Origin of the sequence: Mediterraneibacter torques (assembly GCF_044591705.1) — a bacterium.
Taxonomy (GTDB): domain Bacteria; phylum Bacillota; class Clostridia; order Lachnospirales; family Lachnospiraceae; genus Mediterraneibacter; species Mediterraneibacter torques.
This window is the reverse complement of record NZ_CP172594.1, coordinates 158,960-181,693: the sequence shown is the minus strand read 5'-3', so window position 1 is coordinate 181,693 and position 22,734 is coordinate 158,960. Positions and strand designations below refer to the sequence as shown.

Annotated in this window: 22 protein-coding genes and 1 pseudogene; 4 read left to right on the top strand and 19 right to left on the bottom strand. The window is 41.8% G+C overall.

Annotated features, from left to right (window positions below):
• Window positions 1–44: 44 nt before the first annotated feature.
• From ACH9UM_RS00725 to ACH9UM_RS00715, 3 genes are all read right to left on the bottom strand, one after another.
• Window positions 45–1,103, bottom strand: a complete 1,059-nt coding sequence (locus ACH9UM_RS00725; RefSeq protein WP_005333354.1) for a YqaJ viral recombinase family protein — start codon at window positions 1,101–1,103, stop codon at window positions 45–47.
• Window positions 1,097–1,783, bottom strand: a complete 687-nt coding sequence (locus ACH9UM_RS00720) for a hypothetical protein (protein ID WP_400091667.1) — start codon at window positions 1,781–1,783, stop codon at window positions 1,097–1,099. The genes ACH9UM_RS00725 and ACH9UM_RS00720 overlap by 7 nt, the downstream gene beginning before the upstream one ends.
• 465 nt (window positions 1,784–2,248) lie before the next feature.
• Complete coding sequence (locus ACH9UM_RS00715) at window positions 2,249–2,443, bottom strand: hypothetical protein (RefSeq protein ID WP_005333351.1); 195 nt, start codon at window positions 2,441–2,443, stop codon at window positions 2,249–2,251.
• A 186-nt stretch (window positions 2,444–2,629) separates the two neighbouring features.
• On the opposite strand from ACH9UM_RS00715, the gene ACH9UM_RS00710 reads away from it, so the two are divergent.
• The 3 genes from ACH9UM_RS00710 (at window position 2,630) to ACH9UM_RS00700 (ending at window position 4,739) form a co-directional block, all read left to right on the top strand.
• Window positions 2,630–2,947: a helix-turn-helix domain-containing protein gene (locus tag ACH9UM_RS00710; RefSeq protein WP_005333350.1), complete on the top strand. Its 318-nt coding sequence runs from the start codon at window positions 2,630–2,632 to the stop codon at window positions 2,945–2,947.
• A 381-nt stretch (window positions 2,948–3,328) separates the two neighbouring features.
• Window positions 3,329–3,523, top strand: a complete 195-nt coding sequence (locus ACH9UM_RS00705; RefSeq protein ID WP_005333349.1) for a DUF3173 domain-containing protein — start codon at window positions 3,329–3,331, stop codon at window positions 3,521–3,523.
• A gap of 34 nt (window positions 3,524–3,557) precedes the next feature.
• A complete protein-coding gene (locus ACH9UM_RS00700) occupies window positions 3,558–4,739 on the top strand; it encodes a tyrosine-type recombinase/integrase (RefSeq protein WP_005333347.1) in 1,182 nt (393 codons plus the stop codon).
• A 77-nt stretch (window positions 4,740–4,816) separates the two neighbouring features.
• Here ACH9UM_RS00700 and guaA read toward each other — a convergent pair whose 3' ends face one another.
• The 13 genes and pseudogenes from guaA to ACH9UM_RS00635 form a co-directional block, all read right to left on the bottom strand.
• Entirely contained in the window at window positions 4,817–6,364 is a 1,548-nt protein-coding gene (gene guaA / locus ACH9UM_RS00695; protein ID WP_009320664.1) for a glutamine-hydrolyzing GMP synthase, read from the bottom strand.
• A 264-nt stretch (window positions 6,365–6,628) separates the two neighbouring features.
• Window positions 6,629–6,856, bottom strand: coding sequence for an HPr family phosphocarrier protein (locus ACH9UM_RS00690; protein ID WP_004847338.1), 228 nt, complete (start codon window positions 6,854–6,856; stop codon window positions 6,629–6,631).
• 184 nt (window positions 6,857–7,040) lie between these two features.
• The gene (locus ACH9UM_RS00685) at window positions 7,041–8,591 is read right to left on the bottom strand and encodes a response regulator (protein ID WP_400091661.1); all 1,551 of its coding nucleotides are present in this window, start codon (window positions 8,589–8,591) and stop codon (window positions 7,041–7,043) included.
• A 115-nt stretch (window positions 8,592–8,706) separates the two neighbouring features.
• Window positions 8,707–8,865: pseudogene (locus tag ACH9UM_RS00680) on the bottom strand (sporulation transcriptional regulator SpoIIID); the annotation flags it as partial.
• The gene (locus ACH9UM_RS00675; RefSeq protein WP_009242450.1) at window positions 8,852–10,411 is read right to left on the bottom strand and encodes a recombinase family protein; all 1,560 of its coding nucleotides are present in this window, start codon (window positions 10,409–10,411) and stop codon (window positions 8,852–8,854) included. The pseudogene ACH9UM_RS00680 and the gene ACH9UM_RS00675, both read right to left, overlap by 14 nt.
• Before the next feature lie 136 nt (window positions 10,412–10,547).
• Window positions 10,548–11,216, bottom strand: a complete 669-nt coding sequence (locus tag ACH9UM_RS00670; RefSeq protein WP_400091658.1) for a hypothetical protein — start codon at window positions 11,214–11,216, stop codon at window positions 10,548–10,550.
• On the bottom strand, window positions 11,213–11,506 hold the full coding sequence (locus tag ACH9UM_RS00665; protein ID WP_400091656.1) for a hypothetical protein: 294 nt from the start codon (window positions 11,504–11,506) through the stop codon (window positions 11,213–11,215). Before ACH9UM_RS00665 ends, ACH9UM_RS00670 begins: the two co-directional genes overlap by 4 nt.
• Entirely contained in the window at window positions 11,506–12,720 is a 1,215-nt protein-coding gene (locus tag ACH9UM_RS00660; RefSeq protein ID WP_400091653.1) for a ZmpA/ZmpB/ZmpC family metallo-endopeptidase-related protein, read from the bottom strand. The genes ACH9UM_RS00665 and ACH9UM_RS00660 overlap by 1 nt, the downstream gene beginning before the upstream one ends.
• A gap of 8 nt (window positions 12,721–12,728) precedes the next feature.
• Window positions 12,729–13,262, bottom strand: coding sequence for a hypothetical protein (locus ACH9UM_RS00655; protein WP_400091651.1), 534 nt, complete (start codon window positions 13,260–13,262; stop codon window positions 12,729–12,731).
• A 9-nt stretch (window positions 13,263–13,271) separates the two neighbouring features.
• Window positions 13,272–13,868, bottom strand: coding sequence for a hypothetical protein (locus tag ACH9UM_RS00650; protein ID WP_009242463.1), 597 nt, complete (start codon window positions 13,866–13,868; stop codon window positions 13,272–13,274).
• 242 nt (window positions 13,869–14,110) lie between these two features.
• Complete coding sequence (locus ACH9UM_RS00645; protein ID WP_009242464.1) at window positions 14,111–15,853, bottom strand: ABC transporter ATP-binding protein; 1,743 nt, start codon at window positions 15,851–15,853, stop codon at window positions 14,111–14,113.
• 1 nt (window position 15,854) lies between these two features.
• Window positions 15,855–17,579 carry an ABC transporter ATP-binding protein gene (locus tag ACH9UM_RS00640; RefSeq protein WP_009320667.1) on the bottom strand — a complete coding sequence of 575 codons (1,725 nt, stop codon included), beginning with the start codon at window positions 17,577–17,579 and terminating at the stop codon, window positions 15,855–15,857.
• Entirely contained in the window at window positions 17,576–18,151 is a 576-nt protein-coding gene (locus ACH9UM_RS00635) for a GNAT family N-acetyltransferase (protein ID WP_009242466.1), read from the bottom strand. Before ACH9UM_RS00635 ends, ACH9UM_RS00640 begins: the two co-directional genes overlap by 4 nt.
• A 91-nt stretch (window positions 18,152–18,242) precedes the next feature.
• Between ACH9UM_RS00635 and ACH9UM_RS00630 the strand changes: the two genes are divergently transcribed.
• A complete protein-coding gene (locus tag ACH9UM_RS00630) occupies window positions 18,243–19,052 on the top strand; it encodes a MerR family transcriptional regulator (protein ID WP_009242467.1) in 810 nt (269 codons plus the stop codon).
• Here ACH9UM_RS00630 and ACH9UM_RS00625 read toward each other — a convergent pair.
• The 3 genes from ACH9UM_RS00625 to gnpA form a co-directional block, all read right to left on the bottom strand.
• Window positions 19,039–20,082: an alcohol dehydrogenase gene (locus ACH9UM_RS00625; protein WP_009320668.1), complete on the bottom strand. Its 1,044-nt coding sequence runs from the start codon at window positions 20,080–20,082 to the stop codon at window positions 19,039–19,041. The genes ACH9UM_RS00630 and ACH9UM_RS00625 overlap by 14 nt on opposite strands.
• Window positions 20,083–20,124: 42 nt before the next feature.
• Entirely contained in the window at window positions 20,125–20,403 is a 279-nt protein-coding gene (locus ACH9UM_RS00620; protein WP_004847310.1) for a DUF4190 domain-containing protein, read from the bottom strand.
• A gap of 166 nt (window positions 20,404–20,569) precedes the next feature.
• Window positions 20,570–22,726 carry a 1,3-beta-galactosyl-N-acetylhexosamine phosphorylase gene (gene gnpA / locus ACH9UM_RS00615; RefSeq protein WP_004847306.1) on the bottom strand — a complete coding sequence of 719 codons (2,157 nt, stop codon included), beginning with the start codon at window positions 22,724–22,726 and terminating at the stop codon, window positions 20,570–20,572.
• Between the last annotated feature and the right edge of the window lie 8 nt (window positions 22,727–22,734).

The following is a 22,734-nucleotide window of genomic DNA, read 5'->3' as shown; positions in this document are numbered from 1 at the left end:
ATCCCTCCAGCTTTTTATCCGCATCCATTCATTTGGTTTTCTCATTACGCCGCCTCCTTCTTAATTCGGAAAGTACGGCTCTCCGTTGTTTTTGTATATTCCTCATAGATATCCGGATGCTGGTTTTTCAGCTTCTCCATCTGGTCTTTCCCAACCGAAGTACGTCTGGTCGGATTATAGGTAATACGGTAACGGTTCGTGCCGTCCTCCAGCACTGCCTTGCAGCCCTGCCCCAGCTGTTCCACAAAAGGAACACTGATTGCCCGCTGTTCTGCTTCGATTTCCTTTTTCCGTTTTTCCAACTGTGACTTTTCCTCCGAAAGGGTAAGATACTTCTCAAGATTTTTTGATTCCAGACCGGAAAGCACAATTTCTGGAATAGATTTGTCTGCAAAACCACCATAATTACGGATATTTGCCAGAACCAGATCGGAATTCCCGTTATGCGGCGGTACTACATTTTTCAATACATGTTCCTGCCAGAAATACGTTTCCTGATCAATGATGTCTTCTTCCTCAATCAGATCACGCTCAATGGTGCGATACACAAACTCATTCTCGTTATTTCCATACAGGCATGCGATAAAGGCTTTCTGCATATTCATCACAGACAGATAATGCCTTACCTGCAGCACATAATGAGCTGGAATACCCTCATCAGCCCACTTATCTTTCGCATTATAATTGCAGGTTTTACATTCCAGAATCGCAAATGTCCCATCCGGCATACGAACAAAAAAATCCACATCTGCAAGCATGAACGGATATAATGGATGCCGGAACATGACACGTACCGGAAATACTTCCAGTCCGGTCTTTTTGGAAAAGATTTCTGCCACCAGATCTTCCAGCCGGTGTCCGACTTCCTTGGCAACCCAGTTGCTTTCCTCTTCCTCCTGAATGACCGGCTGCACACCTGTTTTGTTGTAAAACAGATCCCGGATAGTGGCAAATGGAGAGATCCCCATGATTGCCGCTACATCACTGCCGCCGATTCCTTTTTTGCGGTATTCCAACCAGTCTTCTCTTGACAGGTTACTGATATCCACAACCTTTTCCGGTGTATACTCTGCTTTGTTATTCATTCCAATTCCTCCTAACATTTGACTGCTCCATAAACGTCATATTTTTTCCAGTCTTTTATAAGCGCCTTCGTAATATCCTCCTCCAGCTTCAGGATGCCCTGTCCGGACATTCCTTCACAGGCTGCAAAAAAGGAGGCTTCATTCATGGCATAATAAAGATCATGTGCCGTACAGGCACCTTCCCCGTTCTGGGATACAAATAGCTCCACCACCTCATTCCGGATCTTCTGTTTAATGCCAAGTTCCTTCATCAGCAGCTTCAGGCAGTTCACCGGATTACGGATCTCAATGTCCATAAGCTGAGTAAGATTCTTCATCGCATCCACATAGCGGGCGCATACCTGCTCCAGATTTTTCCGGAAGTCCAGAATCGTTGCCCCTTTATCGTGAGCCAGCTTGATTGGACTTCCCAGACTGATAACGCCGTTTGGTCCGTCTGTCAAAAGCATCGGATACAGATTTGCACCGCTCGCTGCCACGTCAGATGTGGTAAAACGAAGTGCCGGTGACAGGATCTTCTCATCCATTCCGTGTGCATCCAGTGCTTTTCGGTAAGTATCCAGAAGTTCCTGACTTCCTCCGAGCTTCCACATGGCAGATACAATGGAATGGTCATAGATACCAGAGCCCTCCATGTAAACACTGCCTTTGAAATTCAGATTCAGATATTCGCAGGTTGTCTCAAACATGGCTTTCATATCAAGGATCTTTTACTTCTGCAAAGGATCTCTCAAATCCATCTGCATACACTCTTGCTTCATTCATGTTCTTATTCCACCTTTCTTAAAATAATATTTATCCATCAACAGCCGAAGCTGGTTGTGGCATGCAACTATGCCGAAACCTAAATGTAAGCACAAAAAAAGAATGAAAAGAGAGTCTTTTCTCTGTTCATTCTTAAAAGTCTGGTTTCTTCCTGAAAAAACAAAAGTGCCACGCAGCCAAAAAAGGCATACCGTGACACTCACTACAAACATAAACTACTTATGCCAGGAATCAGCTCCTGCTGTTTCCTGTAAGTTTGGAGATTCTTATGAATCCCGAAACTCCCCAAAAAGGGTGTGCATAAAATAAACTATATCAGTATACTAGCACAAGATATTCCTCATGTCAATTCAGGCTTATACTATATATGGTGTTTATATTTGTTCAAAATACTACATCTATTTTTCTACTACGAATTCAATCTTCTCTTTCAGATACTCCCGGCAGCCAAACCGAACCGTTCCACACTGCTTTGACTCCTCTTTCGCCTTTTCATTACAGCAGTCCAAGTAGGGACAATCGTTACATTGATTCCGCAGTGCTTCCTTCGCCCATTCAATTTCCTGCTCATTTCCTATAATCCGCACAGACATCCACTTCCTTTGCTATCATCATACCCCAAAATCCATTTTCTATCATCCATAATTTCTTTTTTTGTATCATTTTAGTAAATTACGGTTATATTACGGAATAATCACTATATTTCAAATATATCTCTATTTTATTCCGTAATTTGCTGTAAGTAAATAGTTTAAAATGTGGAAGAGAGGTGTAAATGTATGGATAAAAACTTTATTGGAGAACGCATCAGCGAACTGCGTTTAAAGAAAAATGTATCTGAATATCAGATGAGTCTGGATCTTGGCAAAAATAAAAGCTACATCCAGTCCCTCACTTCCGGACGTTCTCTGCCTACCATGCAGAGCTTTCTGGATATCTGTGACTATCTGGAAGTCACTCCTCAACAGTTCTTCGATTCAGAGCTGCACAATCTTCCTCTGATTGACAAAGCAACTGATCTGATGAAACAACTCGATGACGAGGATATGCTTGCGCTCATTTCCATGCTGAATCGTCTGGCTCTAAAACGCAAATAGATTTCCGTGGCTGCCAAATCAAGGCAGCTTTTATTTTTATCATTTTTTCTTAAAATTTTTCAATCTTAAAGAAAAGCCCCCTATTCCTTAATTGAATGGGTAATATATCCATTCGCCGTACCTTGAAAACAAAAGAAATCTTTCGGGAGATTGATATAGGTGACTGCAGATAGTTTGCATCTTCGCACGCCTGCAGCTTAATAGTTACAAAGTAACACCGTTTTACGTGGCCGGAACGGGCATAGGAACTGGCTTCTGAAAGAATAACATAGACTTTTGGGATTTTAGCTTATAGCGCTTTTATTAGAGAACTTTTACTCAAAATTTGATATAATAATAGACAGGTATCAAGTTGATTCCCTGTCTGTGGAAAGGAGATTCATGATAACTGTAACAAAAAGGGATTTGATTGAATTAGGCTACGGTCCTTCCTTTGCTGCTGATATTATCAAAAAAGCAAAGGAACTTATGGTAGAAAAGGGGCATACCTATTATCAATCCAGAAAATTAGACAGGGTTCCAAAAGAAGCCGTTGAAGAATTATTAGGGATTACTTTGCCCGATAAGCAAGAATGATCGTGCTTTTTGCATTTTAGTAAGGAGTGAAATCATGGCAAAAGATCCAATTAAAAAAGCAGAAAACGGCACTTATTATTTTCGAGCCAACCTCGGATATCATCCTGTAACCGGAAAACAGATTCAAAAATACCGCAGCGGATTCTCAACAAAAAAAGAAGCCCGTGCCGAGTATTCCAAATTGATTCTTGCATCAACGGAAGAATTAGCTGATAAGAAGGAAGACATTACCTTCAAAAAGTTTATTGAAGAAATCTATCTTCCGTGGTACAAAACTCAGGTGAAAGAAAGTACCTACAAGAATCGTTACTCGACCATTCAAAAACACTTTGCCTATTTCTACAAGAAGAAAGTGTCCGAAATAGAAGCGATAAATGTACAGACCTGGCAGCTCAAGTTGGCAAAACAATTCAGTCCAAACTATGTACGCATTGTTCAGGGAATGTTATGTTTAGCTTTTGACCGGGCGATTATCCTCGGACTTGCAAAGAAGAATCCTGCCCGCATGATCGGCAATATCAAATCTAAAAAAGTAAAGATCGACTTCTGGACTTTGGAGGAGTTTCAGAAGGTAATATCCCTGCTGTACAAAGGTGACTACTACGAGCACTATCTCTTCATCTCGTTCTGGCTTTTATTTATGACTGGAATGCGTATTGGAGAGGCTGCCGCCTTACAGTGGGATGATATTGATTTTGAAACAGGTATGCTGATTATTAGTAAAACACTGTACTATAAAACAATGAATGACTACAAATTCGTTGAACCTAAGACGCAGGCAAGCAACCGTACCATTTATATTGATGCTGATACCATCAAGGAATTACAAGAATGGAAGGCGGTCCAGGCAAAGGTTTTACCAAATTGTGGATTCGTACTGAGTTATAACAGTACACCCACCAGCAAAACAACGCTTCCAAGAGCATTAGAGAAATTGGCAAATTTAGCTGGTGTCCACAGAATCAAAATTCATGCCCTGAGACATTCGCATGCTTCCCTGCTTATCAGCATGGGCGAAAATCCACTGCTGATTAAAGAGCGTCTTGGACATGAAAAAATACAGACGACACTAGGAACTTATGGTCATCTGTATCCAAACACCAATATTGAGATTGCAAAGAAGCTGACCGGGGTTCTCAGCTACCAGTCAGCTTCTCAAAGTATTGCTAATTATACCAGTAATCAGCATACTGCAATGTATCACAAAGAAATATAAAAATGCAATGATAATGCAATTTCAAACACCCAAAGCCGCAAAGCCCCGTGGTTACGGGCTTTGTAGCCCAGCGTCAACTATTCAAACTCAATCGTTCCCGGCGGCTTACTTGTCAGATCATACATAACTCTATTCACGCCTCTAACTTCATTGATAATTCTGCTCATTACCTTATTAAGCACTTCATACGGAATCTCTGCTGCTTCCGCAGTCATAAAATCAACTGTATTCACCGCTCTGAGTGCAATAGCATAATCATAAGTTCTCTCATCGCCCATAACACCGACGCTTCTCATGTTTGTAAGCCCCGCGAAATACTGGCCGATACTTCTATCTAATCCTGCATTTGCGATTTCCTCACGGTAGATGGCATCCGCATCCTGCACGATTTTCACTTTTTCAGCGTTCACTTCTCCGATGATGCGGATACCAAGTCCCGGACCGGGGAATGGCTGACGGAACACAAGATATTCCGGAATTCCTAATTCTAATCCGGCTTTTCTCACTTCATCTTTGAAAAGATCTCGCAACGGTTCTATAATTTCTTTAAAATCAACATAATCCGGCAAGCCGCCTACATTATGATGCGACTTAATAACCGCAGACTCGCCTCCAAGACCGCTTTCTACTACATCCGGATAGATTGTTCCTTGCACAAGAAAATCAACTGCACCTATCTTCTTTGCTTCTTCTTCAAATACACGTATAAATTCTTCACCGATAATTTTACGTTTTTCTTCCGGCTCTTCCACACCTTTTAATTTTGCATAAAATCTTTCCTGAGCATTGACACGAATAAAATTGAGGTCATACGGTCCTTCCGGTCCGAAAACGGCTTCAACTTCATCGCCTTCATCTTTTCTCAGCAAACCATGATCGACAAATACGCAAGTAAGCTGCTTTCCGATTGCTTTTGACAACATAACTGCAGCAACAGAAGAATCTACGCCTCCCGAAAGAGCGCACAGCACTTTTCCGTCTCCGACTTTTGCGCGGATTGCTTCAATCGTGCTTTCTACAAACGCATCCATCTTCCAATCTCCGGTACAGCCGCACACATTTTTCACGAAATTATTGATCATCTTCGTTCCTTCTACCGTATGAAGCACTTCCGGATGAAACTGAATTGCATAAAGCTTCTCTTCTGCATTTTCTGCGGCAGCTACAGGACAGTCTGCCGTGTGTGCGGATATTTCAAATCCCGGAGCAATTCGGGAAATGTAATCGAAATGACTCATCCAGCAAATTGTAGATGGTGAAACATTATCAAAAATCTTTGAAGAAGTTTTATCAATCAAAACCTCTGTTTTTCCATATTCTCTCACATCTGCTTTCTTCACTTCCCCGCCAAGAACATGCATCATAAGCTGTGCACCGTAGCACAAGCCAAGTACCGGAATGCCCAGTTTAAATAATTCCTCTGTATAGGTAGGTGAATCCGGCAGATAGCAGCTATTCGGTCCTCCTGTCAGGATGATTCCCTTCGGATTCATTGCTTTGATCTTTTCAATATCTGTTTTGTAAGAATAGATCTCGCAGTATACATTACATTCTCTTACGCGCCTGGCAACAAGCTGGTTATACTGTCCGCCGAAATCAAGCACGATCACAAGTTCATTCTTCAAGATTGTCCTCCTGTTTAACACGGCATGATAACCGCTTTTTATGTACTCATTATAGTTGGGCGTTTCCGTTTTTACAAGTGCAACAAAAATTCCCAACGTATTTTATTATACGTCAGGAATTTATTATTCTCAACTATTTTGTAGTTTCCATCGTTTCGGTTTTAATTCGGTTTTAATTCAAGTTCTATTCATGTTTTATTTGCAAGATTGTAATTTCAAGATTCGGACAACCTTTCATACACATCTCTTTAAACATAAAATTTCTTATGCTGCATATTTTGCAATTTCTCTGCAAAGTTCTTCACAGTCATCTGTGTACATCTGCAAAGCAATTTCATTATTAATACCAAGATGCATAATTCCAAGTAATGACTTTGCATCTACGACTACATGTCCTTTTTTCATATCCATGTCAAATTCATACTTGGAGACCGTGTTTACAAAATCAAGAATCTCATCAGGATGCTTGAATGTAATCTTCATTTCACTCATTTTTCACCTCTCCTTTGAATATTTATGCGAAATTTAATTGTTTTTATATTTTTAGAATATTTTCTTTCTATTTTTCCCTAAAAACAATCATCTGTAATTTCCAGACCTCATATTATCATATTTTTCCAAAGTTAAAAGGGTGAATTTCTTTATAAAAGAGTACTTTTTTAATGCATTTATCGTATCAGCAATGCGCCGATTTACGGAATTCACTTGGCAGTACGTCCACTTCATCTTTGAATACTCTGCTCATGTATTTTGCATCTGAATATCCTGCCAATTCCGCAATCTGATTCAATTTCAGTTTCGTGTTGGTAAGCAGTTCTTTGATTCGTTCTATTTGTAATGTACGAACCATTTCTTTAAAGCCTACCCCGATTTCTTTTTTAAACTGACTGCTCAAATATTCTTCTGATACAAATAATTTATCTGCCATTTCTTCCAAGGTAATCCCCTGATCGTATTCCTTTTTTACCATCTGCAGCGCTTTTTGAATCAGCGGACTTAAATCGGCATTTTCGTTTTCTTCCTCTGCCTGAAAATTCAGTGTCCTGAAAAATAATTCTACCGCGGCGCGAATTTCTCCCCAACTCATCGCCTTCGCAATATCCTGCATGCTTTTTTGCACCTGCAGTTCCGAATGAATTTCTCTTTTCAGCTTATATGCGTTCAAAACAGCCATGTTAAAACGAATCAAAACTTCTTTTATCTGACTCGGACTATGCGGGTCGCGTTTACACAGATCATACAACGTATAATAACACTTTATGATTTCTTTTCGATTGGAAATAACTGCCGACCGGCGCAGCCTGTTCTCCAGTTCTGCCGGATATTTAAGAGGAACGATTTCCATAGATTCTACATCCTCGCGTCTGATCAGATCTCCTCTGTCAAAGAAAAGATTCCACTCCCGTATCATCCGTAGATTTTTAAGTGATACATTCAACATTTCTAAATGCTGCACATCCTCCCACAAACAGACCAGTTCCCCTCGGATCATTCCGCTTAATCGTGACACTACCTCATTTTTGAAAAAAGGATACCGTATTGTTTTTTTCTCCGGTCCATATATGATCACAGTAAAAAGATGCCATTCATCAATAGGAAGCACACAAACCGAAAATTCTTGATTCTGTCCAAGTTTTTCTAATATTTTTTGCGTCATCTCCCTCTGCTCCATATAGCCGTTTCCAAGCCATACCACAAACAGGTTTCCGCGATCGGCAAGCGTAAATCCATACTTTTCGTGTGTAATTCCGTCAACAATCTCATCTCTGTGGATCTGTCCGTTTAAACATGCCATAAAAATATTTTCTACGGAAAGAGCTGTTTCTATCACAAGTTCTCCCGCCAACTTGTCCTCAATCATCTGCAGCGCTTTTGCAATTTGCACTTTTTTCACCGGTTTCAGCAAATATTCGTCCACTCCAAAACTAATTGCCTGTCTTGTCCTGTCAAAATCATTATCTTTTGTAATTACAAGCACTCTGCTGTGAATTTGCTCAGACCGTATCTTTTTCAAAAGTGGCAAACCGTTTTTCCCCGGCAGTTCAAGATCCATGATAATAAGATCCGGGCGTTCTTTCACGATTATCTCACACCCTTTCCGTCCGTCTGCCGCTTCCCCGACAATTTTGCACCCTGATTTTATTTTATGTGTCTCAACCACTGTGTTTATAGCTTGTTTAATGACTTCTCTGGATGTCTCTTCGCTGTCAACTATTACGATCCTCATTCGTCACCTCCGCCTAAATATAAACCTTCGCGTTTATCTCTTACTGCTAATTCGTACCTTACTGTATCTTTCTAGTATATTCGGCTCTGACTCGATTTGTAAAGAACTTTCACTTCTATTCAGATAACATTTTGTGCAAATATTTTTCCCGCGTAGCCATCCCTCCCCGAATATGACGTTCTGACTTATTCGTATCCAATACCTTTCGCGCCTCTTTTGCTAAAGCCGGGTTGATCTGTATGAGTCGTTCGGTTACATCTTTATGTTTGGTCGTCACAATTTAGAACGGTTTCATTTTCTTCAATTAATACAGACTCATCTAACCCAAGATCACCAAGCAAGCGTAAATAAATATCTACATTTCCCTCCTTATCTACTTCTATCTTCTGAATCAATCGTTTTAACTGCTGATTGGTCATCTGGTGTACATCTGTGATGTCCTCAATCTCCTTAAATGTATTATTTAAAATGTTCTCTAACTGTTCTCCCTTGGTTAAATGATAAGATACCATCTTGAGTTCATTTTCTATCCGCTCCATCTCTTGACGAGAACCGCCAATCTTCTCATTCAACTCTTCACGGGAAATCAAATCATCCGTATACATATCCATATATTTTTGTCTGGTCTTTTGCAATTTAGCAAGTTCTGCATTTAATTCTTTTTCGTACTCTACATTTTCATCTTTAGCTTTATATACACGCTGAAACTCATTTACCACATGAGCAATGACTTTTTTCTTTTGTTTCAATACATTTGTAAAATATTCCTGCAGAACTTCAATGAGTTCTTCCTCATCCACAACCGTTTTATTGGGGCAGCTATCTACGCCCCGGCCATTTCGCCCCGAGCATACCCACCGTACATACGTGTTCTTATAAGTACGAACCGTTCTACGGAAGGACCAGCCACATTCTTTACATTTGATCAATGTCGAAAACAGATGCTTATTACTCTGCCGTTCGTGACTAAGATTAAATGCATCATGTCTGCCTCTTAAAATCTCCTGTGCTTTTTCAAATGTCTCATCTTCTATGATTCGAAGTTCCGGTCGCTCCACAACCATCCATTCAGTCTCGTCCTTGTCTCTTCTCTGACCTGTCAGAAAATCACTGACTTCTTGCTTGCCATTGATGATTTTTCCGGTATATATTTCATTTGTTAAAATACGGCACGTTGCATTCTGACTCCATTTGCAATTTCGTTTTGTCTTATAACCTTTTTCATTTAACATATTTGCAATCTTGGCCGCACCGTAACCTTCTTCTGTATACCACTTGTAAATCTGCTGTACAACTTTAGATTCTTCTTTATTGATTGCAAGATTAAAATAATCTCCGATTGTTTTATCGTATCCATATACAATATTAGGAACTCGTCCTTTTTCTGCGTTCATCTTCTTTCCAAATTTTACACGCTTGGAAGTATTGGCACTTTCTTCCTGTGCCAGAGCTCCAAAGATGGTTAGTACGAACTCGCTGTTTCCCATGCTGGTCATATTTGCGGTTAAGAACTGCGTTTCGATTCCCAATGATTTTAGCTTACGGACATTTTGTAAAAGATCTACAGTATTTCTTGCAAAACGAGAGATGTCTTTTACAACAACCATATCAAATAATCCATGCTCTGCATCAGTCATCATACGAAGAAATTCTTTTCGATTTTTAATTTTAGTTCCGGAAATGCCTTCATCTGCATATAATCTTACTAAAGTGTCCCCTGTGCGTTTTGTGTATTCTGAGAAAAATTCCTTTTGGGCTTCCAGACTGTTGAGCTGATCGGCTTTGTCGGTGGAGACTCGGCAATAGGCTGCTATGTTCATAGTGTCACCTCTCTGTTATAGTTGTATCGTTCTGTTACTTCTTTTATTATACAATAAATTATAAAATAGTAAACAAAAAACATAGGGAACAATTGAAAATTCAACGTTCTCTATGTTTTTGTGCATTTTTTTAATATTATTCAAAAGTAATTTCTTCTTCTGCTTTAAAATATACATCTGCCTGTGCTTGTACATCAAGTCTATTAACAATCCAACCTCTCATCATGCACATTTTTATGAAGTCATCAATTCTATTTTCACCATTCATTTCTCTTAAAGTAACTACTATTCCAAAACGCAATCCGCGTCCTGCTTTGGGATCAAGTCTCTCTTTTGTTTTAATACTTAATCCCCATAGTCCCGATTGATACACTTTACGCGGGCGTCCATTTTCCTTTAACGCCTCACTTATATGCTTAACATTATCCCATTTCCGGTATAGTTTTCGTGCATCTTCTTCATAAATCGTATTAAGTCCCTCTTCTGCCTGTTTATTATAATCTATTGCTTTAATAACTGCCTTTTCATCCTGTCCCTTTATTCTTCCAAAATGAATATCCATTTCTGTTGATGTATAATCAACTCCTTGATTTCTATCACTTTGCGGGAAATAGGCAAGTGTTGCCTTTGCAAAAAAAGGATGTGCATTCATCTTTTGTGGTACAGGAATATTATAAGTATACACCTCATACTCATCAATATTTCCAGACATAATAAATCTAATTTCATCATCTCGAGAATATAAAATATCTTCAATTTTTTTAGGTACAATTCCATATCCTTGTAACTGTTTTTTTAACTTCAAAACGTGTTCGACACTAACGCTTTTCCCCTGTCTACATTTTGAAATGTAAAACCCTCCATTTCTTTTTCTTCAAAGCAGATTTTCTTATTTCTTACAACCAGTTCCCTACGTTCTTTTTCTTTAAAATATTGTGCCTCTTCTGCATATGCCTGTCGTTCACACGCACACTGCCTGTGATGCTTTTTCATTTCAAGTAATGAGCCTTTTGGATAAAATGCTTCCACAGGTTCCTTACAAACAGTACAATGCATCAGTCCATCTGCACCTAAATATGTTTGTATCTCATCCATCACAGGCTTTCTCCCTCCCCACACTCATAATTTATCTTTTGATTCTTTATACTGTAACTACTTACTCCATACTTATTACTTGTATTATTTTTCTCTATTACTTTATTAGATGCCGTATTTATATCCTTCGTAGAGTTATCATTCCGACCATATGAAAGCTCATTTTTCAGCTCTATATCGGCTTTCTTTATATCGGTCTGTAATTGTGCCTTTCTGGAAATCTCTACTTTGTCTGGTATCATTACATGCATATGTCTTGGTTTTGAAAATCCACCAAGGATTGGAGTTTTTCCTTCTTTCAGAGGAGCAAAATCCCAAACGTCTTCACTCCAGCCCATGTTCGTGTAAAACTCTTTTTGTGAAAGTTTATCCACTGTAACATCTGTGATCTGAGTCAGATTCGTATTTCCGGTACGACTACTCTCTCTTTTCAGTCTGCTTTCTCTTAAACTATAAAGATTTTCAATCTGTGCCGTAGTATATTTGATAGTTTCAGTTGATCCATCAAACTTATATCCTGCATTTCCGGTACTGTATGAAACATTGCTCTTTAGTACACCTGTCGCATCAGCCTCTCCTATATATCCGATGAATCCTCCTGGCTGTCTGTTGGTTCCAGTCAGTTCCATATTGATAGCGGCATAACAATTTGTTACTGAAAAGTTTGTTTTACAGTTATGCCATCCGATCAGTCCGCCAAGCGCCCCATTCGTTCTATTTCCTCGAATTGATCCAACAGCATATGAATTTTCTACAATATTAGGACCTTCATTTTGATTGGACATTTGACCGATTAGTCCGCCCGTCGTATTGAAAGATCCTGTAATCTCCAGATTAGCAGAGCATTTACTTACTTTCGCATAATCCATACGCCCTACAAGACCTCCGAGAAGTTCTCGGCTGTTTGTACTTTTCAAACTTCCACTTACATGTACGTTCTCGATCACAGCATCTTTCTGAGCTTTATTCGCTATTGTTCCACCACCTGCATCTTTATAACTGTTTACTTTTGTAATGGAAACATTTTCAAGTTTAACATTTTGTACCTTACCTCCAGAAACCGTTCCGAACAGAGTTGTTGTCAGACCTTTGATCTTATATCCATTTCCGTTAAACGTACCGCTAAATGTCGGAACAAGGTAATCATCTCCCTGAACCATACTTGCGTCTATATCATGCTCCAGAGTATAAGTTCCGCCTGGATTTGCCTTCATTTGATCGATCAGCGACTGCATCGTAATATATTTTGTAGATACTTTATCGTTAGACTTCCGTCGTCTTCTGTCACAGTTCTCGTGATTTCTGCATAAGCTCTCGCCGCGTAATCATTTTTATATCTTTCTTTCGGCAGATTTGCCAAAACGGCTGTAAAGTAAATCCTATCATTGTCTTCTGAAAATTTCTTTACTGCCGGTACTTTTGCCGGCTTATAGACCGAGCCGTTATAAAGGTACTTGCCGTCAAGCGTCAATGCCTGACCTTCTGTCAAATACTTTTTCGGAAGCAGTACGATTCCATAACTTACCGTCGCTCCGCTTTTTTCCAACTCTTGAATATATGATTTCTTGATGCAGGCAACCATTCGCAGCCCCATCGGATCGATCGTACGAATCTGCCCTCCAACCATCTGTATGTTTACATCTTGTATCTGCGGCTCGGATGCCTTAACCGGAACGGTGAACTGCGTCAAAAGCAGCGCTGCCAGAAAAAGTATCCATAACCCTAATCTCTTTCTCTTTTGATTCATCCCTCTCATATTCCTTCCTTAATATATACCTGTGATCCACCCCGGTTCATTCACCTGCGGCAATGCCGGTTTCTGCGGGGTTGACGGTTGTTCATCCGGTACGGACGGTTTCTCATCCGGTACGGACGGTTTCTCATCCGGTACGGACGGCTTCTCATCCGGCACAGACGGCTTGTCATCCGGTTCTGACGGTTGTTCATCCGGTTTTGATGGCTTCTCGTCCGGTTTGGATGGTTTCTTATCCGGCTTCTTTGATGTATCTGTATCTTTTGATGACTCCGGTTTTTTTGCCCCGCCTGATTGCTTAGAAGAATCCGACTTTTGAGAAGAGCCTGACTTCGTCGAAGAATCTTCTTTCTTCTCCGTTTTCTCGCTCGTCACATCTTCTTTTCCCGACGCCTTTTCTCCCTCGAAAAGCTCCTCCAAATCTACAACATTGTCGCGTGAATTCAAGCTTTCAATTTCCGCAACTTCATCTGATACGATCTGCTTTTCATTTTCTTCTGCATTTTTGCCGTACATATTCCATACGAACAGACCGCCTCCTGCTAGCACACAGACTGAAAGTCCTACCGCAGCAGCTTGCACAAGTTTCTTGTTCTTCTGCATCTTCATGCTTTCCCTCCTTACAAAATATACCTTTACATAAATATAACCGGAGAGTTGTGGAATAGATCACGCAAGACTCCGGTTATTATTCTGTTACACTATTTTTCCCATTTGATAATATACTTTCTTTTTTTACTTTCTGCAAGCGTTTTTTACAAAAAACAACGAATTTCCAGTATTTTACGAATAGTGCATCTTTCCCCTCTATTTCAGTTCCTTTGCCCCGCTGTAAAATTTCTATAATCCGGTTACGCAAACTGACTCATATAAAGAGCCGCATATTTCCCGTTCTTTTTCATCAGTTCTTCATGATTTCCGACTTCTTTGATATCTCCGTCTTCCATATAAAGGATCATATCTGCGTCACGGATCGTAGAAAGTCTGTGGGCGATCACAAAACTTGTGCGTCCTTTCATCAGTTCTGCCATCGCTTTTTGAATAAGAACTTCCGTATGGGTATCTACGTTACTTGTCGCCTCGTCTAAGATCATGATCTCAGGATCGGAAGCGATCGCTCTTGCGATCGTCAGAAGCTGGCGTTCTCCCTGCGAAATGTTCTCCGCTCCTTTACTAAGCGTCATATCGTATCCGCCCGGGAGTGTTTTGATGAAACTGTGGGCGCATGCCGATTTCGCGGCTTCTACTATTTTCTCTTTCTTCATATTATCCTCGGCATATCCGATATTCTCTCCGATCGTTCCTTCAAACAGCCATGTATCCTGAAGAACCATACCGAATCTGTCGCGCAGTTCTTCCCTTGGCATATCCGTGATCTTAGTTCCGTCCACTTTGATCGATCCGTTATTTACCTCATAAAAGCGCATCAAAAGATTGATCAGCGTTGTTTTTCCCGCTCCGGTAGGTCCTACTACCGCAACTTTCTGCCCCGGTTCTACCGTCAAATCGATCCCGTTCATCAAAAGATGATCCGGCGTATATCCGAACGTCACATTTTCAAATGTAACGCGACCGCTGCGGTCATCAGGTACGATGCACTGGTCTGAATCCGGAATTTCCTCTTCTGCGTCAAGCAGTCCGAAAATACGGTTTCCTGCTGCCGCTGCCGCTCCGAAACTTCCTACCATTCCGGCGATTGCGGAAAACGGCTCTGCAAAACGCCATGTATACTCCAACATAGCCTGTACGTTTCCGACTGCGATCTTTCCGGCGATCGCCCAGAGACATCCTAAAGCGGCGCAAAGAACATACCCAAGATCATTCACAAGAGTTGTAATCGGACTGATCGCCCCTGCTGTTGTCTCCGCTTTTCTTGAACTGTTTTTAAGCGCGTCATTCAACTGAGAAAATTTCTTTTTCGCACGTTCCTGATAATTAAACGTCTGCACAACGGACTGTCCGTTATACATCTCTTCTACATATCCGTTCAGCTTACCGAGAAGCTCCTGCTGTTCTCCATAATACTTTTCGCTCGCTTTCATCACTCCTGCGGCGCTCAATAGAGAAAGAGGCACCATAACAATCGGGATCAAAGACAGCTTCGGGCTGATCATCAGCATCATAATAAGTACGCCGATGGCAGTCGTAACCTGTGTTACGATCGAAGTTAAGTTCTGACTGATCGTATTGTTGATCGTATCTACATCGTTTGTAATTACACTGAGAATATCTCCGTGTGTATGAACGTCATAATAATTCAGTTTCAGCCGATGCATTTTCTCATCGATTTCCCTGCGGATCGTCTGCATCACATTTGCAGTGATCTTTGCCATACCGAATCCCTGCAAAAAGGAAAACAACTGTGATACAAAATATAACGCTACCAACGCCGCCAAAAGCCAGATGATCGTTTCCCAGTAAAAAACTTTATCGGCAATACTTGCAAACAACGTCGTCGTCACCTTTCCTACAAGAAACGGAGCAAGAACCATAAAGGCAGTGCTGATAACTGCTGAAAGCAGTACAAAAAATAACCGAAGTCTGTACGCTTTTAAATAGCCCAGCAGCCTCTTAAATATTGTCGTATTTTTCATATCAAAGCGCCTCCTTTCCTAACTGAATCTCTGCAATTTCCCGATAAAGCGGACAAGTATCCAACAATTCCCTGTGCGTTCCGTTTCCTACGATCTGCCCGTCGTCAACTACTAATATCCGGTCTGCGTCAAGAACTGTGCTAATCCTTTGCGCTACCATGATGACCGTTGCATCTTCGATGCTTTCCTTCAGATTCTGACGGAGCTGACGGTCAGTCTTCATATCTAAAGCAGAAAAACTATCGTCAAACACATAAATTTCCGGTTTTTTCATCATCGCTCTCGCTATCGCCATACGCTGACGCTGCCCGCCGGATAAGTTCGTGCCGCCCTGGGCGACCGAATCGTGATATCCTTCTTTCTTCTTACAGATAAACTCATCCGCACAGGCAGTCTTTGCCGCCTGTTTCCAGTCTTCTTCCGTTCCGTTTTCATTTCCGAAATTAAGATTATCTGCAATATCTCCCGAGAAAAGAACATTTTTCTGCGGTACGTATCCGATCAAAGAACGAAGATCTTCCGTGCGGTATTCTTTCGCGTTCACTCCGTCGATCAGCACTTCTCCGAACATCGGATCATAAAGTCTGGGGATCAGTTTTAATATACTTGATTTTCCCCGTCCCGTTCCTCCGATGATCGCCGTAACTTCTCCCGAACGGGATTCAAAACTAATATCTTTCAGGATCGGCTCATCCGCTCCCGGATAAGCGAATGTCACATGACGAAACTCAACCGTTCCGCGCACCGGACGATTTTCCATCTGAAACTTTCCACCCCGTATCGAGCTGTCTGTCTGCAAAACTTCCGCGATTCGTTTCGCACATGCATAACTTGTAGGAAACATCATAATGACAAGAGACAGCATCATCACAGATGTAAGTACCATACTGATATACTGGCTGTTTGCCACTAAAGAACCTACTTCCATAGCGCCTGTACTTACATAATATGCGCCCATGCCCAATACAGCCGCCGTCGTCACTCCGAAGATCACACTGATAGCGGGCATCAGAAGGCTTGTGATCCGCCCTGCTGCCATTGCCGTCATCGCATAATCTTCATTTGCCTCTTCAAAACGTGCATTTTCTGTCTTCTGCTTATTAAACGCGCGGATCACGCGTACTCCTTCCAACGATTCCAAAAACAATCTGTTGATCTGATCGAGCTTTTTTCTCAGACGGATCGAATACTTCGATGCCAGTACCATGATGATCGTCAATACAGTCAGAAGAACCGGTATCGCGACAAGAAGAACCGAACTGACTTCTCCTCCCGTAGCTGCGGAAAACACTAGTCCTGCCGCAGCCATCATAGGCGCAAGCAATCCGACTCTAAGCAGCAATGTCAAAAAGTTCTGTACATTCGTAATATCCGAAGTGCTTCTTGTGACAAGACTCGCTGTTCCGAACCGATCCATCTCTGCCGCCGAGAACTCCTGCACTTTAGAAAAGACCTGAGTTCTAAGCTGTGCCGCAAAATCTGTAGAAATATAAGATGCAATCTTAACAGAGAGAAAACTGATCACGCAGGAAAACAATGTTACTCCCGCCATGATCACGGCATACATCCAGACAATACGGTTTTCTCCTTCCGCCACGCCATGGCTGATCATCTGTGCCAAAAACGACGGTAAAAGCATCTGCCCTACTGCCGACAGCAATACAAGCAAAAACAACTGAACGATCTGACCCGACCTTAACTTTACTTTTGAAAATATTGTTTTCATCCCTGGTCAGCCTCCTCTCTTTTCTTATGCGGCGTTTTCTCTGCCACTTTGATCTTGGACAATCTGAACATCACCGTTCCAAGCGCATATTTCTGCAGATCTATATACGCTTCTTCCGAAACCTTTTCTCCGAAATTCATAATCTCCATTTCCCCGCTTGCTCCCGTTATAAAAATATCAGACGACGTAAATCCGTTTTTCAAATAAAATTTTCTGCGGGCAATCCTCTGTTCTTTGTTCTCTGCCTTATCATCAAGGCGCTCGATCAGAAGAACAATTTTTTTATCTTTGTACTGCCTGCACACATTCTGCATAATATAACTTCCGGTTCCTCTGCTGCGAACTTTAGATGACACTGCCAGATAATCTGCCATTACCATATCTTTATATGGAATAAGGACGATAAATCCCAACACCTGTTCACCTTCGGTTGCTGCCATAACAACCGCTTTTTTCGTTTTTACGGAATGCCGCAGTGCAAAATATGGTTTTCTCTCCCGCTTCGGAAATGCTTCCATATAAATTGTTTTTATCTCTTTCCACTGTTTCTCCTCGGCACATATAAACTCCATCCCGATCTCCTTTCTGCGCTTTATCATTGATTTTCTTCTTTTCATCATGTATCATATAATGTACAGTAACTGTACAGTCAAGGAGTTTTTTATGAATCGAAAAAATTATTTATATTCTTCCGGGGAATTTGCAAAACTGACCGGAGTCAACAAACGCACGCTGCACTATTACAATGAAATCGGGCTGTTCCGCCCCGAAATTATCGGAGAGAACGGATACCACTACTATACATGCTTTCAATTTACAGAGTTAGAACTGATCCTTACATTGCGCAAGATCGGTCTGTCCATAGACGAGATCAAAGATTACTCATCCCGCCCTTCCGACGAATCTTTTACAGAGATGATGACAAAAAAGAAAAAGCTGATCGACGAGTCCATCGAACAGCTTTTATCTGCACAGGCTTTTTTAGAACAAAAAGCAGAGAGATTAAAAATAGGAATGTATTCGCAGCACGGAACGATCGAACGCTGTACGCTGCCCGAGAGAAAGATCATCTTCTCATCCCCTATTTCGGGAGAATACGACGAAGACGATTTTTCCATCGCCGCGGAGTTCTCTCTCCGCCTGAAAAAATTATTTCATCTTTATGACAATTTCGGAAGCTGTATTTCCATAGAAGATATCCAAAAAAACAGTTTTAACAGCTATCACTCCTTCTTTGCATACTGCCCGCAAACTTCTGACGTATATGATGAAATCCTGCCTGCCGGAACATATCTGCGCGCTTTTTGCATCGGTGACTGGGGAAAACTTCCCGAAATCTACCGCTCGATCCTTTATTATGCCCGCAAACACAATCTGACGCTTACAGGGTATGCATACGAAGAAGGACTAAATGAAATGTCTATCAAAGACCGAAGTGATTACATTACGATGATCACAATTAAATGTGACTGACTGCGATCTTGATCACATTATCTTTTCTATTTTCAAAAATATCATATGCCTGTTCTATTTCTTCCAGCGGAAATGTATGTGTGATAAGCGGCGTTGTGTCGATACGTCCCTGCTCGATCAGTTTCAATATCTCATCGCAGTCACATCCGTCTACGCCTCCTGTTTTGAAAATAAGATTTTTCCCGTACATTTGCGGAAGCGGAAGCGTCTGGTTTTCTTCATAGAGCGCCACGACTGTGACAATCGCATTCGGGCGCGCGACCTTCCATGCAAGTTCAAATGTATCCGAGCTTCCCGCCACTTCCAAAACTCGATCCGCCCCGTTATGCCTGCTGTTTTCTTTCACGAATCGTTCTGCATCCGTCTCTTTCGGATTCACGACAAGTACGTCCGGATAATGTTCCTTTACAAATGCGATCCTCTTCGGATCTACTTCGCATAAAATAATCTTTTCGGGATTCTTAAGCATCACGCACAAAAGCGTACAAATTCCCGTAGGTCCTCCTCCGATAATGACGACCGTATCCTCTTCTCCGATCTCTGAAATCCGCGCCGCCCAAAACCCGGTTGCGAGGACGTCTCCTACAAAAAGAGCGGCTTCATCCGTCACCGAATCCGGAATCTTATTTAACCCCTGCTCGGCATAAGGAACACGGACATATTCCGCCTGCCCGCCGTCGATCCGGCATCCGAGCGCCCAGCCGCCGTTTTGATCCGTACAATTATTCACAAACCCATTTTTACAGAAAAAACATTCCCCGCAAAATGTTTCGACGTTTACAGTGACACGATCTCCGGGTTTTACCTTTGTCACACGCCTTCCTGTCTCTTCCACGATCCCGACCATCTCATGACCGACCGTTATCCCCGGAACTGCTCTCGGAACGGCGCCGTGTTTGATATGGAGATCGCTGGAACAAATACTTGCCAAAGTCACACGTACGATCGCGTCGTCCTCACTTTGCAGCGTTGGTTTTTCTTTCTCTTTCAAAACAAACTTTCCGTTTTCTTCATATGTGTATGCTAACATTTCTCCTGTCTGCTCCTCTTTCCTATGCTATTCTTATCATGCTTATGCTAACGTCATAAATGTAAGGACGATTGCCAGAATCCAGTTTACAACGGCTATACATATTCCCGCGATACTTAAGACTTTTCCTGCCTTTGCCATGGCTGTTCCTGACAGATCATTTCTTTTCCGCACTCTTACAAGCGATACAGTCCCCAGAACGATCCCGACGATCGGAATCCAAAGTGCGAAAATAACGCTCACAATACCGAGCACAAGCAACGAGATGCCTGTGTCGTTTCCCGTTTTATCCGATGCCGGATTTTTCTCACGTTTCGCCATTGCTTTCCTCCAATATCATATTACGGCTCATATATACATATGAACCGTAATATTTTTTCATTCATTCTATTTTCTTTTTCACAAACTTTTCTGCCGTCGTCTGTTCCCCAACAAAACGACCGCAAATGAATCGGCAGAACACTGCCTGCACGATACGATCCAGACATTACGCGATCTCATACCAGATGATCTGGTTCGGCTCAAGAGCAAGCTCAAAGCTGCTTCCGTCTCCGCGGTAGATCGTTGTCTGCTGCGGCTCATCCGTATTATTTACAACACAGTATTTGTTGTTCTTCGGATAAGCATGTACATCTACATTATAATTTGTACTGAACCATCTGTTCAGTTCATCTTCGCTGTGTGTGCTCCAAAGCACTGCACGGTAAAGTACACGGCTGTTCTCGAAGCTGTACGGAAGTCCGCTGATATAAACAGCGCGTCCTTTTCCGAATTCGTTTACTGCCATCTGTACTTCTTTTTCTTTCTGCACAAGGATCGTTGCACTCGGAAGAGCATAAATATTCTTCTTGCCTTCTCCGAAATCTACTTCTTCAGAATCTTCCAAAATGAAGTGTTCATGCTCATCCCAGTTGTATTTGTCGTATCCGAGTGTGAAGCCCGTTTCTTCCTCTACACCGAATACGTTAGCAAGCTGGAAGAAATGTCCCTGATACTGATGACCGGAAGGTTCGCCGACACCGATAATTCCTCCGCCGTTGTAAACGAATCCGCGGATCGCTTCGATGATCTTCGGGTTTTCCCACCATTCTCCTCCTGTATGCGCCGTATCTGCATCCCCGACATTGATGATCACATCGATATCGTCAAGGATCGCCGGATTATCCAGAATATCCTGGAAGTTGATAAATACAACGTCAAACGGCGCTCCTGACAGCGACTCGATGATTCCTGCATATGAATAGTTCTGTTTCTGATACAGTGCATGATGTACCATATGGCATCCCCATGCTCTCATCTTGCCCCAGCAGTTAAGCACTGCGACTTTCTTCACGCAGTACGGTGTCGTTCCTTTTACATTTGCATAAAGCGTACGGAACTCGTTGCATACCTGCTCTACATAATCAAGGAATTCCGGGAACTGAAGCGCAAGTTTAAGATAACCGCCGTATCCGATACGATCGATCGGTTTTCTAAGGATTGCTCTTCTTGCTGTCACCCAGTTATATTTTGCTTCTTTGACCGGATCTCCGTTCTCGTTGAACACATCCGGGAAGAAGTACGGCAACAGACGTCCTTCTGTATATTTCACTCCTTCGATATCACTGATCAGACGAAGCGTCGAACCGTTTCCTACGCTTCCTACAACAGCGTCAATACCAAGTGTTTTAAACTCTTCCATAAACGGCTCTGTTCCGATCCAGTGATCTCCGAGGAACATCATTGCTTTTTTACCACATTCGTGCGTGATCTCTGTCATCTCTTTTACGATCTTGGCAACTTCTCTTCTCTGGAACGCCTGAAAATCCTGAAATTCTTTGCTCGGAACACGATACTGATTATTGTAATATCCCTGATCGATAATATATTCCGCGCGGAACGGATATCCCACTTCTTCTTCAAACTGTTTTAAGATATACGGACTTACCGACGCCGAATATCCGTACCAGTCTACATATTTCTCACGGGCAAGCTCGTCAAATACAAGTGTAAACTGATGGAAAAATGTTGTAAAACGAAGTACGTTTACATACGGATGATCCTCAATAAATTTTCTCAGACGTTTCAATGTATACTCATGTGTCTTCGGCTGACGGACATCAAAGGTGATCTGATGCTCTACATCTTTCCAGTCATTTGTTACGGCATTGTACATATGCACCGGATCCCACATGATATAGGCGAGGAAGCTCACAGTATACTCATGGAACGGAACTGCCTTGATCGTAACCTTTCCTTCCTCTTCATTATAATCCCACTCGTCTGTCGGAACGACTTTTCCTGTCGTGCGGTCTACAACCTCCCACCAACGCTTAATGTCATCCCGTGTATTCGGACTGAGCATGTCAGGATAAAGACCTTTCATGATCTCAATCGACAGACTCTCGGAATCAGCCGTATAAAACGGCGTCATAAGATACATCTGCTGTATCTCTTCCGGATTTGCCTTCGCCCACTCATTGTCTTTTCTTGTCGTATAATATGTAGAATAAATTTCCGCGTCTGCGTCTTTGAGCGCCTCCGGAAAATCTGTACCGTCACAGTCTCTGATCGCATCTGCTCCCCAGCGCTTCATCAGTTCCAAAGTCTCGGGAACAACGTCGAGATCTGTAGGGATGGTCACAAGTCCTTTTGAATTTTCCATGAATTATA